The sequence below is a fragment of the Noviherbaspirillum denitrificans genome (assembly GCF_002211445.1).
GTDB lineage: Bacteria > Pseudomonadota > Gammaproteobacteria > Burkholderiales > Burkholderiaceae_D > Noviherbaspirillum > Noviherbaspirillum denitrificans.
The window spans coordinates 1,191,760-1,204,119 of the sequence record NZ_LSTO01000001.1 but is presented as its reverse complement, the minus strand read 5'-3'; the positions used below and the strand labels follow the sequence as shown (position 1 = coordinate 1,204,119).

Genomic DNA, 12,360 nt, shown 5'->3' with positions numbered 1-12,360 from the left:
TCCGGCACTGTTTTCGGGAACTTTTTATATTTCCCACTGACAAAGTATTGCAGTCCCCACATGACTGAAACATAAAAGTATCGATACAGTCGCCGATCCAGGGAGGTTTCGGAACTCGTTATCCATGCTCATCGTTCCGATGACGGCTAGTCGCGCCCGCGCGTGACGAACTCCCCGCCGCCGCCGGAGTCCGTCAACTGGTCCTCCAAGCTCGCGCCACGCTTATCGGGACCCATTCGATGAGGAGCCCCCATGACGTGGACCTTCCCTCTGTTTGATCCGTCGCAGCCGCTGCAATGGAATGCGCTGCTGCTGTTCGGCAGCCTGTTGCTGCTTGGCCTGATCGGCGGTCATCTCGTTTCGAAGAACCCCTGGATTCCGCGCATCACCGGCTACCTGCTGGTGGGCGTGGTCGTCGGCGAAAGCGGATTCGACTGGTTGTCAGGGGATATCCTGAAAGTCGCGCACATCTTCGCCGACATCGCGCTGGCGCTGGTCGTCTACCAGCTCGGCCGCTATGTCGATATCGGGTGGCTGCGCCACGAACGATGGTTGCTTGCAACCGTGGTGACCGGCGCCGCGCTCTGTTTTGCCTTCGTCTGGGGCGCGTTGGAAATGCTCGGTGTCGCGCGTCCCCTGGCGATCCTGGCCGGCGTCTTCGCGATCGGCACCGCGCCCGGCGTCGTGATGGTCGTGGTGCGGGACCTTGGGGCGGAAGGGCAGGTCACCCGCAGGCTCGCCGCCATGACGGCGTTGAACAATCTTGTCGCGCTGGTGTCCGCATATATTGTCCTGCCCGTTGTCGCGACCGATGCCGACCTCTCGCTGCAGACCTTGCTGTCGAGTACGGTCTATTCGGTGTTCGGCTCCGCGCTGCTTGCCTACCTGACCTACCGCCTGATGATGCCGCTGGCGCGTTTGCTTGGACGCGAGCGCAGCCGCCAGTTCGTGCTGGTGATCGCCATCATCACGCTGACCATCGGCGCAGCCCACGCATTGCGCCTGCCGGTGCTGCTGACCATGCTGATCTTCGCGATCCTGTCCAAGAACCTGGACCTCCAGTACGACCTGATGGAGCTGGAATTTGGCGTCGCGAGCGAATTGTTTATCGTGATGCTGTTCGCCACTATCGGCGCGTCGATCGGCATCGCCGACATCGCGACGATCGGCCTCTCCGTGGTCGTGCTGGTGGCCGCGCGTTTCGCCGCCATGGCCTGCAGCATCTTCGCCTTTGCCCGGCCGGCGCGCCTGAAATGGCGCCAGGCCGGCCTGCTTACGCTGGGCACCCTGCCGATGGCCGAAGCCAGCCTCAGCCTCGCACAGATTTCCGCGGTCTATCCGCAGACAGCGGCAGCCGTCGCCCCCTTGCTCGCCGGGACGCTGGTCGTCCTCGAACTGCTGGGGCCGGTGGCCGCCCAATTCGCACTGATCAAGTCCGGCGAAAGCGGACGCGAATGAATCCGGAGACTTCCATGAACAGCTTGCCCTTCACATCGTCGACGCCCTTCACCATGGGGATCGAACTCGAACTCCAACTGGTGAACCGCCGCAATTACAACCTCGCGACCGACGCCGTCGACTTGCTGGCCTGGATCGAGCCGCGCGAGCTGCAGAACCAGATCAAGCTGGAAATCACGCAAGGCATGATCGAGCTGAACTCCGGCATTCACACCCGCGTCGACCACCTGCTCGAAGAGCTGAAGGACTTGCGCGGCGCACTGACACGTGGCGCGCACCATTTAAACATCGATGTTGCCGGCGGCGGCGCCCACCCGTTCCAGAACTGGAGCGAGCAGCGCATCACACCGAGCGAACGCTTTCACTACCTGCATGAAAAATACGGCTACCTGGCGAAGACTTTCACCGTATTCGGCCAGCACATCCACATCGGGGTGGCCAACGGCGATGATGCGCTGTACCTGACGCACGGCTTCTCGCGCTATGTGCCGCACTTCATCGCGCTGTCCGCCGCTTCGCCGTTCTACCAGGGCGTCGATACCGCATTCGATTCGTCGCGCAGCAACGTGGTGCGCGCCTTCCCGCTCGCCGGCACTGCGCCGGTGGTGACGAAGTGGAGTGATTTCGAGAAGTACTACGACGAGCTGATCGACCTCGGCATCATCATCGGCATGAAGGATTTCTACTGGGACATCCGTCCCAAGCCCGAGTATGGCACCGTGGAAATCCGTGTGTGCGACACGCCATTGACGCTCGAGCATGCGGCCTTGCTCGGCTGTTACGCGCAATTGCTGGCGCGCTGGATCCTGACCGAGCGGCCGTTCGAGGTCGACGATGACTTTTACCTGCTTTACCAGTACAACCGTTTCGAGGCCAGCCGTTACGGACTCGATGGGGAAATGGCGCAGCACGGCGAGGACAAGGCGGCAGCGGCAGGCAAGCAGTCGATCTTCGTCAGCATCCTCGACCGCCTGCAGGACCTCAAGCGCTTCGCGCAGAACGAAGCCGAAGTACAGGTGCTGAAGCGCCTGCGGCACATGGCCTACGAGCGGCTCAACGACGCCGCATGGCTGCGCGAGACGTACAAGAAGCGTGGTTCATTGAACGACGTGATGCGCCTTTCGTCCGAGCTCTGGATGAAGCATTCCGCTCCGCCGTATTTCCATTGATTACAATCATGGCTTGTTCCTCACCTGACAAGCCATGTCGAATCAATTTGATGTTGCAGTAATCGGCGCCGGCGCCGCGGGCATGATGTGCGCGTCCGTCGCCGGCCAGAACGGCAGGAAGGTCGTCCTCATCGACCATGCCACCCGGCTAGCGGAAAAGATCCGTATCTCCGGCGGTGGGCGCTGCAATTTCACCAACCTGTACGCCGGCCCGCAGAACTACCTGTCGGAGAATCCGCACTTCTGCAAGAGTGCGCTCTCACGCTATACGCCGCAGGATTTCCTCGCGCTGATGAAGCGCTACCGTATCGCCTGGCATGAAAAGCACAAGGGCCAGCTCTTTTGCGACCACTCTGCCGAACAGATCATCGACATGCTCAAGGCTGAGTGCGACCACGGCCACGTGGCGTGGCGCATGCCATGCAAGGTGGAGGCGATTGCGCGGGAAGGGGAGCGTTTCGTCATCGGCACCGATGGCGGCTCCATTCTCGCGAAGCACCTTGTGATTGCTACCGGCGGCCTGTCGATCCCAAAAATCGGCGCCACCGATTTCGCCTTCCGCATTGCAAAGCAGTTCGGCCTGAAGCTGGTCGAGCCGCGTCCTGGCCTGGTGCCGCTCACCTTCGACAATGCAGGCTGGCAGCCCTTCGTTCCGCTGGCCGGCATCTCGCTCGAGGTCGGCATCGAAACCGGCGAGAAAAAGTCGCGCACGCAATTCCGCGAAGACCTGCTGTTCACCCATCGCGGCCTCTCGGGGCCGGCAGTGCTGCAGATTTCCAGCTTCTGGAAGCCGGGCACGGCGCTGACACTGGATCTTGTGCCGGAGGTCGATGTCGCGCAGACACTTATCGAGGGCAAGACCACCATAAAGAAAAACCTCGGCAATATCCTCGCGCAATGGCTGCCGTCGCGCCTCGCCGACGGATTGCTGCAAGCGAACGGCTTCCAACCGGATGCACGCATCGCGGATTTGCCGGACAAGCAGTTGCGCAAGCTGGGTGAAGCCCTTAACCGCTGGGTAATCGTTCCGAACGGCTCGGAAGGGTACAAGAAGGCGGAAGTGACCTGCGGCGGTGTCGACACGCGCGAGCTGTCGCAGCAAAGCATGATGGCGGCAAAGGTGCCGGGCCTGCATTTCATCGGCGAGGCGGTCGATGTGACAGGCTGGCTGGGGGGCTACAACTTCCAGTGGGCCTGGGCTTCCGGCGTCGCCGCGGCATTGTCGATCTAGCAACAACGGCGATGCAACACGAAGGCGGATTTACTCTTTCCATTGTTTTCTGAAGCTGTTATACTCGCCGTCTTTCCTACAAATTCCATCGGTTTGTGAGTTTACATGACCACTATTCGCATTAAAGAAAACGAGCCTTTCGAAGTCGCCATGCGTCGCTTCAAGCGCACCATTGAAAAGACCGGTCTGCTGACCGAGCTGCGTGCGCGCGAGTTCTACGAGAAGCCGACCGCTGAGCGCAAGCGCAAGCTCGCCGCTGCCGTGAAGCGCCACTACAAGCGCATCCGCAGCCAGCAACTGCCGAAGAAGATGTACTGATTTTGTCGCCGCACGGTTGCGTGCGGTGCTGTTGAAACCCGCTCCGGTGTTTTTGCCCGCAGCGGGTTTTGGTGTTTTATTCGGCATCTATTTTGTTCGTGCGCGCAGGCGCGGAACCGTCAAGTACCGGAGGAAAAATGGGCCTGAAAGAGCAAATCACCGAAGACATGAAAGCCGCGATGCGCGCCAAGGACAGTGCCAAGCTCGGCACCATCCGCATGCTGACGGCCGCGATGAAGCAGAAGGAAGTCGATGAGCGTATCGAACTGACCGACGCCCACGTTCTCGCCATCATCGAAAAGATGATCAAGCAGCGCAAGGACTCCATCTCCCAGTTTGAAGCCGGCGGCCGCCAGGACCTCGCCGACAACGAAAAGGCGGAATTGCAGGTCCTGTCTGCCTACATGCCTGCCGCCATGTCCGACGCAGAAATCCAGGCTGAAGTCGCCGCCGCGGTTGCCGCTACTGGCGCTGCAGGCCCGCAGGACATGGGAAAGGTGATGGGCGTGCTCAAGCCGAAGCTGGCCGGTCGCGCTGACATGACCGCCGTCTCGGCGCAGGTGAAGGCTGCATTGTCCAAGGCGTAAGCCTGTTTGCGGGCGCTTGTGAAGCGCTTGCCCGTCCTCATATTCGTTGTCGGGTGCCGGCGCGCTGGCGTTGGCATGACACCCCGGGATTCTCCCGTACCACCAAGGCGCCGCCGTGATACCGCAGTCTTTCATCCAGGACCTGCTCAACCGCGTCGACATTGTCGATGTGGTCGGCCGCTACGTGCAGCTCAAGAAGGGCGGCGCCAACTACATGGGGCTGTGCCCCTTCCACAACGAGAAATCGCCCAGCTTCACGGTCAGTCCGACCAAGCAGTTTTACCACTGTTTTGGCTGCGGCGCGCATGGCACGGCAATCGGCTTCCTGATCGAGTATTCCGGTCTCGGCTTTGTCGAGGCGGTCAAAGACCTTGCGCAAGGTGTCGGCATGGTGGTGCCGGACGAAGATCGCATCCCGCCCGCGCAGCGTGCGGAATCCCAAGCGAAAAGTCTCGCGCTTTCCGAGGTGATGACGCGTGCCTGTGACTATTACCGACAGCAATTGCGCAATGCGCCGCATGCGATCGCCTACCTCAAAGGGCGCGGCCTGACCGGCGAGATTGCCGCGAAATTCGGCATGGGCTATGCGCCGGGCGGCTGGGACAATTTGCGCAGCGTTTTCCCGTCCTACGACGCGCCTGCGCTTGTCGAGGCTGGTCTCGTCATTGACCGCAGCGAAGAGGATGGGGGCAGCCGCAAGCGCTACGACCGCTTCCGCGACCGCATCATGTTCCCGATCCGCAATACCAAGGGGCAGGTCATCGGGTACGGCGGGCGTGTGCTCGATGGTGGAGAGCCGAAATACTTGAACTCGCCGGAAACACCCTTATTTCAGAAGGGCCACGAGCTGTACGGACTGTTCGAGGCAAGACAGGCAATCCGCGAAGCGGGTTACGTGCTGGTCACCGAGGGCTACATGGATGTCGTCGCGCTCGCGCAGTTGGGTTTTCCGCAAGCAGTTGCCACCCTGGGCACTGCCTGTACGCCGACCCATGTGCAGAAACTCTTGCGCCAGACCGACGACGTGATCTTCAGCTTCGACGGTGATGCCGCGGGGCGGCGCGCAGCGCGGCGTGCGCTTGATGCCTGCCTGCCGCATGCGGGTGATAACAAGACCATCAAGTTCCTGTTCCTGCCGCCAGAACACGATCCCGACAGCTATGTGCGCGAGTACGGGGCTGAAGCCTTTGAGCAGCAGGTGCGCGACGCGATGCCGTTGTCACAATTCTTGCTAAGGGAAGTCACGCGCGACAACGATCTCGCTACATCCGAGGGCAGGGCGAAGGCTCAATTCGACGCCAAGCCCCTGCTGCAGGCCATGCCGCCGTCGGCGTTGCGCCTGCAGATCGTGCGTGGGCTGGCGCAGCAGACGCAGTCGACAGCGGCCGAAATCGAGGCGCTGTTCGAGCTTGCTCAGCCTGTCGCGCGCACCAAGGTGGCGCCGCCGCGCACCAAGCGGACGCCTCCGATGGGTCTTGAGCGGCAAATGATACGCCTGCTTGTCACGCATCCTTCGCTAGCCGGCGACCTGGACCAGGAGGCGATCGAGGCGGTTGCGCGTATGGCGCCGGACAACGCGGACATGATGGTGCAGTTGATCGATACCTGCCTGGCGCTGGGCGAGCACGCCAATTTCGCGGCACTTGCGGAGCAATTGCGTGCACAAAGCGGCGATTTTGACGCCTTGATCGCCGAAATTGCCGCGGATTCGGAGTCGGAACTGGACACGGCGCGTCTCGAACTTGCCGGGGCGGTCAGGCAGACTAAAATGCAAGTATTGAAAGTCGAGCTTGAGCGGCTGGCAACGACTGGTCTTGCGACCGAAGAGGCCCGCGCCCAATATCGCGAGCTGATGCAAAGACAGGAGCAGCTCAGGAGGGGGCAGGCTCCAAAATAAAAGGCGGCAACCGCACTGCCTGTTCCGCATGTCGGTTGACTGCGCTGGCGGCATGCAACATCCGGCCGTCATTAAGGTCGAAGAATAATCAGAGCTGCGTTGTCAAGTGCCTTTGGAATGGAGAAATATTGCTCTCTGTGGTATAATTTAAAGCTTTTGATTCAAGACCTTAGGTTATTTCGCTGGCCAGGTTGCATTTTCAGCCGGACAACGAAAACTGGGGTATGTCGCGCGGGCGGATGCCGAGCCAGTCAGGAAATCAGGCTCAACAACGCGCAATTCACTCGGCGCACGAGAGCAAACCAGTTGGTATCGATTCCATGGCAAACGCAATGAAAAAGACCGCGAAGACGACTGAAAGCGCAAAAAAAACGAAATCGGCTGCAACTAAATCGGCCTCGGGCAAGTCGATGGCAAAGCCTGCCGTGAAGAAGACCACTGCCGCCGCGCCAGCCAGCAAGGCAAAGACGCCGATCAAAGCTGCGACAAAAACGGTTGCCAAGACTACGCCCAAACCGGCAACCAAGGCAAGTCCGTCGAAGTCCAAATCTTCATCCCGAGCCGATGTCCAGACGGCTCCCGAGAAACTGAAAGCACCCGTGACGAACAAGAAATCCGAACCGAAGACCGCCAGCAAGGCCGCCAAGGTCGCGCCGAAGGCCGAGCCGAAGTCCGACAGCAAAGTGATGGCGGTCAGCCAGACCACCGATGCGGAAGCATTGGCGGCGATCGACACGTCCAGCTACGTCTTGCCGGCAGTCAAAGTGCCCGGCCGACGCGGCCGCAAGCCGAAGGATTTCCAGCCGGAGAACGATGAAGTCGCCGCGCTGAACGCCGTCGAGCGCGCGGAGCTGAAGGCCGTCGACAAGGCAAAGGCAAAGGACCGCAAGGCCAAGGAAAAGGCCCTGCTGAAGGATGCGTTCTCTTCCGACACCGAGGCCTCCGAAGAGGAGCTCGAACAGCGCCGCCAGAAGCTCAAGACCCTGATCAAGCTCGGCAAGGATCGCGGCTTCCTGACGTATTCGGAAATCAACGACCACCTGCCCGAGAACATTGTCGATCCGGAAGCCATTGACGGCATCATCGGCACGTTCAACGACATGGGTATCGCCGTCTACGAGCAGGCGCCCGACGCTGAAACGCTGCTGCTGTCCGACAGCGTTGCCAACGTCGCCACCGACGACGACGCCGAAGCCGCCGCTGAAGCCGCGCTGTCCACCGTCGATTCCGATTTCGGCCGCACCACCGACCCGGTCCGCATGTACATGCGTGAAATGGGTTCGGTCGAACTGCTGACCCGCGAAGGCGAAATCGAAATCGCCAAGCGCATCGAAGAAGGCCTGAAGGACATGATCCAGGCCATCTCCGCTTGCCCGACGACGATCGCAGAGATCCTCGCCGCGGCTGACCGCGTCGAAAAGGACGAGATCAAGGTTGACGAAATCGTCGACGGCCTGGTCGACCCGAACGCCTCCGAGGATTCCGGTGCGCCGGTAGCCGCCGCATCCGACGAGGATGACGACGAAGACGCCGAAGAGGAAGAAGAGGAAGAAGAGGAAGAGGAAAACAGCGGTAGCGGTGCTGCCGCCGGCTTCTCGGCCGAACAGCTCGAACAGCTCAAGCGCGACTCGCTGTCCAAGTTCAACGAGATCGCATCGCAGTTCGACAAGATGCGCAAGGCCTACGAGAAGGAAGGCTACAACTCCAAGCCCTACGTGAAGGCGCAGGAAACGATCTCCAACGAACTGCTCGGCATCCGCTTCACCGCCAAGTTCGTCGAGAAGCTGTGCGACACGCTGCGCGGCCAGGTTGATGAGGTTCGCCACATCGAGAAGCAGATCCTCGAAGTAGCCGTGAACAAGTGCGGCATGCCGCGCACCCATTTCATCAGGGTCTTCCCGGGCAATGAAACCAACCTCGACTGGGTTGATGCCGAAGTCACCGGCAACCATTCGTACAGCGCGATCCTGGGCCGTAATGTCCCGGCGATCAAGGAACTGCAGCAGAAGCTGATCGACCTGCAGGCGCGCGTCGTGCTGCCGCTGCCCGACCTGCGCAACATCAACAAGCAGATGGCTGCGGGCGAAATGAAGGCGCGCAAGGCCAAGCGCGAAATGACCGAGGCCAACCTGCGTCTCGTGATCTCGATCGCAAAGAAGTACACCAACCGTGGCCTGCAGTTCCTCGACCTGATCCAGGAAGGCAACATCGGCCTGATGAAGGCGGTGGACAAGTTCGAATACCGTCGCGGCTACAAGTTCTCGACCTATGCGACGTGGTGGATCCGTCAGGCCATCACCCGCTCGATCGCGGACCAGGCGCGTACGATCCGTATTCCGGTGCACATGATCGAAACGATCAACAAGATGAACCGCATCTCGCGTCAGATCCTGCAGGAAACCGGCGCCGAGCCGGATCCGGCAACGCTGGCCGTCAAGATGGACATGCCGGAAGACAAGATCCGCAAGATCATGAAGATCGCGAAGGAGCCGATCTCCATGGAAACGCCGATCGGCGACGACGACGATTCGCATCTTGGCGATTTCATCGAGGATAACAACACGCTGGCTCCGGCCGATGCGGCGCTGCATGCCTCGATGCGTGGCGTGGTCAAGGACGTGCTCGACTCGCTGACGCCGCGCGAAGCCAAGGTGCTGCGCATGCGCTTCGGCATCGAAATGTCGACCGACCACACGCTGGAAGAAGTGGGCAAGCAGTTCGACGTCACCCGCGAGCGCATTCGCCAAATAGAGGCTAAAGCGCTGCGCAAGCTGCGTCACCCGTCCCGTTCCGACAAGCTGAAGAGCTTCCTCGAAGGAAGCTGATCCGCTGAACTGGCAGTAGCGAAGGAAACCCAACCATCGTCCCGACTAGGGGCGGCTGGGAGAGCCAGGCGGCCCGATCAGGGCCGCCGGCAAAAAGATTGGGCCTCTAGCTCATGCTTGGTTAGAGCAGCGGACTCATAATCCGTTGGTGCCGTGTTCGACTCACGGGAGGCCCACCAGAAATGCGAAAAGGGCTAGTACCTCTCGGTGCTAGCCCTTTTTCCATTCTTGCCCGATGCTGGACAATCGGCATCCCCCACCTATACTGCAATGCACCGGCGTTGCATCTTGTCCACTCTTCCAGGCGGTCTACTGCGCTGGCCTTTCGGGGCCGATGCCAGCGACAACTTCCCACAGGTCCCTATGTTTTCACCGGATAACAAGGAAAAGAATCATGGCGACTTATATTGCACTTATCAGTTTCACCGACCAGGGAATACGGACGATCAAGGACACCGTCAAGCGGGCCGACATGGTGCGTGAAGGGGCCGGCAAGTTTGGTGTGAAGGTCAAGGAAATGTCCTGGACCCAAGGGCAATACGACATGGTGGTGACTTTCGAGGCCCAGGACGAAGCAGCATTCACGGCATTCGGGCTGGCGGTCTCGTCAACGGGCAATGTCCGGTCACAGACCATGCGTGCATTTACGCGCGACGAAATGGCTGCGATCCTGGCCAAAATACCTTGATTTCCGAGGTCTCAATCCGGGTGGGGGCGTTTTTCGCCCCCGCTTTTTTGTGCTCTCGGCAGGAACGCGCGGTGCGCGATCTGTTCTATCTTCCATGTGTGCTGCGCACCAGGAATAACGTATGGGAAAAGGCTGGATTTCCGTAATGAAATCCCGAAAAATCAACAGCATACGCGCGCAGGCGTATAATGAAAGGTTGTTTTTTAATGCGCGGGCGCCAACGGGGCTTCCGCATCTGAATTTGATGCCCTGCCACGGGCAATGTTGAAAGCACTATGTCAGACACCCAGCCAGCCACATCGCAAACCGCCGCCGTCCGTTTTGAAGACTTCGGACTCTCGGCCGACATTTTGCGAGCGCTCGCCGACCAAGGTTATATCCACCCGACGCCGATCCAGGCAGAAGCCATTCCCATCGTGCTGCAAGGACGGGACGTAATGGGCGCCGCCCAGACCGGGACAGGCAAGACCGCCGGTTTCTCCCTGCCGATCATCCAGCGCCTTCTGGCGCACGCGAGTACCAGCGCTTCACCCGCAAGGCATCCGGTGCGTGCATTGATCCTGACGCCGACGCGCGAACTGGCCGACCAGGTCGCCGACAACGTCAAGGCATATTCGCGCCATACGCCGCTGCGCTCTGCGGTAGTGTTCGGCGGTGTGGACATGGCGCCGCAGACGGTCGCATTGCGCGCCGGCGTGGAAATCCTCATCGCGACGCCTGGCCGCCTGCTCGACCATGTGCAGCAAAAGACCCTGAACCTGTCGCAGACCCAGATCCTCGTGCTCGACGAAGCCGACCGCATGCTGGACATGGGATTCCTGCCCGACCTGCAGCGCATCATCAACCTGTTGCCCAAGCAGCGGCAGAACCTGATGTTCTCCGCCACCTTCTCGCCGGACATCAAGAAGCTGGCCGGCAGCTTCCTGCAGAACCCGGTGACGATCGAGGTCGCGCGCAGCAATGCGACGGCCGATAACGTGACCCAGGTGCTGTACAAGGTCGAGGAAGAAGCGAAGAAGGATGCGGTCACGCACATTATTCGCGAGCGCGGGCTGAAGCAGGTCATCGTCTTTTCCAACACCAAGATCGGCGCGTCCCGCCTGTCCCGCCACCTTGAGAAGGAAGGCATCAAGGCATCCGCCATCCACGGCGACAAGACGCAGGCCGAGCGCATGACGGCGCTCGAGGCGTTCAAGCAGGGTACGATCGAAGTGCTGGTTGCGACCGACGTCGCCGCCCGCGGCCTCGACATTGCCGAGCTGCCCTGCGTGATCAACTACGACCTGCCGTACAACGCCGAGGACTATGTGCACCGCATCGGCCGTACCGGCCGTGCCGGCGCATCCGGCGACGCAATCTCGCTGTTCACGGACAAGGAATCGCGCCAGCTTGCGGACATCGAGAAGCTCATCAAGCACAACATCTCGCGCCTCCAACTGTCCGGCTTCGTGCCGGCACGTTCGATGGATCGCCGTCCGCGCTATGAGGAGAGCGAAGAGCGCGGTGTCCAAGCCGGTCGCGGCTCGCAATATGGACGCGGCGCATACGGATCGCGCAAGGAAAAGGTCGACCCGTGGTTCCTCAAGCCGTACGAGCCGTCCGCGCCGACGACGAAGGCGGATGACAACGGCGGCGCGCCCCAGTCATCCTCCAAGCCGCAGAAAGCCAAGGTCGCTGCCTTGCTGGGCGGTGTTCCCAAGCGTTGAACCATCTAGGAACGTAGGGTGGGTGGGGCCGCCGAGGTAGAGCGAAGCGAAACCCACCATTCGGTCAATCACCGGCACCACGCCGCGGCCCAGGCATCAACCGCCTGCCTCCAGAACCCTTCCACAGAGTCGCACCGCTCCACGCCAAGCCGGAGAAAGCGCGCAGCAGCCAGTAATTCCTCCACCGGCCGCGCCATGTCCAGCGCCGTTGCTCCGGTCTGTTTCGACAGCTTTTCACCGAGTTCATTGCTCACCACAGGCACATGCATGTAGCGCGGCGTCGGCACACCCAGCAGCCGCTGCAGGTAAATCTGCCGCGGCGTCGAATCCAGCAGGTCCGCACCGCGTACGACGTCCGTGATTCCCTGTTCCGCATCATCCGCCACGACGGCCAGCTGGTAAGCCCAGAACCCGTCGGCGCGCTTCAGCACAAAATCACCCACCTCTGTCACAAGGACTTGCGAGACTTCGCCTGACCAGC

11 protein-coding genes and 1 tRNA gene are annotated in these 12,360 nt (G+C 60.8%); 10 read left to right on the top strand and 2 right to left on the bottom strand.

Features of this window, described 5'->3' with window-relative positions:
* Positions 1 to 252: 252 nt before the first annotated feature.
* The 6 genes from AYR66_RS05990 (at position 253) to dnaG (ending at position 6,660) form a co-directional block, all read left to right on the top strand.
* On the top strand, positions 253 to 1,458 hold the full coding sequence (locus AYR66_RS05990) for a cation:proton antiporter (RefSeq protein WP_088706767.1): 1,206 nt from the start codon (positions 253 to 255) through the stop codon (positions 1,456 to 1,458).
* On the top strand, positions 1,455 to 2,627 hold the full coding sequence (locus tag AYR66_RS05985; protein ID WP_088706766.1) for a YbdK family carboxylate-amine ligase: 1,173 nt from the start codon (positions 1,455 to 1,457) through the stop codon (positions 2,625 to 2,627). The genes AYR66_RS05990 and AYR66_RS05985 overlap by 4 nt, the downstream gene beginning before the upstream one ends.
* Before the next feature lie 34 nt (positions 2,628 to 2,661).
* Entirely contained in the window at positions 2,662 to 3,858 is a 1,197-nt protein-coding gene (locus AYR66_RS05980) for a BaiN/RdsA family NAD(P)/FAD-dependent oxidoreductase (protein ID WP_088706765.1), read from the top strand.
* 105 nt (positions 3,859 to 3,963) lie between these two features.
* The gene (gene rpsU, locus AYR66_RS05975) at positions 3,964 to 4,176 is read left to right on the top strand and encodes a 30S ribosomal protein S21 (protein ID WP_088706764.1); all 213 of its coding nucleotides are present in this window, start codon (positions 3,964 to 3,966) and stop codon (positions 4,174 to 4,176) included.
* A 137-nt stretch (positions 4,177 to 4,313) separates the two neighbouring features.
* Positions 4,314 to 4,763: a GatB/YqeY domain-containing protein gene (locus AYR66_RS05970; RefSeq protein ID WP_088706763.1), complete on the top strand. Its 450-nt coding sequence runs from the start codon at positions 4,314 to 4,316 to the stop codon at positions 4,761 to 4,763.
* 115 nt (positions 4,764 to 4,878) lie between these two features.
* Positions 4,879 to 6,660, top strand: a complete 1,782-nt coding sequence (gene dnaG / locus AYR66_RS05965) for a DNA primase (RefSeq protein WP_088706762.1) — start codon at positions 4,879 to 4,881, stop codon at positions 6,658 to 6,660.
* Positions 6,661 to 6,940: 280 nt separating this feature from the next.
* On the opposite strand, the gene AYR66_RS28775 is transcribed toward dnaG, so the two are convergent.
* The gene (locus AYR66_RS28775) at positions 6,941 to 7,306 is read right to left on the bottom strand and encodes a hypothetical protein (RefSeq protein WP_170942078.1); all 366 of its coding nucleotides are present in this window, start codon (positions 7,304 to 7,306) and stop codon (positions 6,941 to 6,943) included.
* Between AYR66_RS28775 and rpoD the strand changes: the two genes are divergently transcribed.
* The 4 genes from rpoD (at position 7,260) to AYR66_RS05945 (ending at position 11,879) form a co-directional block, all read left to right on the top strand.
* Positions 7,260 to 9,485, top strand: coding sequence for an RNA polymerase sigma factor RpoD (rpoD, locus tag AYR66_RS05960; protein ID WP_170942077.1), 2,226 nt, complete (start codon positions 7,260 to 7,262; stop codon positions 9,483 to 9,485). The two genes, AYR66_RS28775 and rpoD, sit on opposite strands and share 47 nt — an antisense overlap.
* Positions 9,486 to 9,585: 100 nt before the next feature.
* Positions 9,586 to 9,664 (top strand) — tRNA-Ile (locus AYR66_RS05955).
* A gap of 215 nt (positions 9,665 to 9,879) precedes the next feature.
* Complete coding sequence (locus AYR66_RS05950; RefSeq protein ID WP_088706760.1) at positions 9,880 to 10,173, top strand: GYD domain-containing protein; 294 nt, start codon at positions 9,880 to 9,882, stop codon at positions 10,171 to 10,173.
* A 275-nt stretch (positions 10,174 to 10,448) separates the two neighbouring features.
* Complete coding sequence (locus AYR66_RS05945; protein ID WP_088706759.1) at positions 10,449 to 11,879, top strand: DEAD/DEAH box helicase; 1,431 nt, start codon at positions 10,449 to 10,451, stop codon at positions 11,877 to 11,879.
* Positions 11,880 to 11,947: 68 nt separating this feature from the next.
* Here AYR66_RS05945 and AYR66_RS29370 read toward each other — a convergent pair.
* Positions 11,948 to 12,360: glutamate--tRNA ligase family protein (locus AYR66_RS29370; protein WP_234814796.1), on the bottom strand; the 413-nt coding region annotated here is incomplete at its 5' end.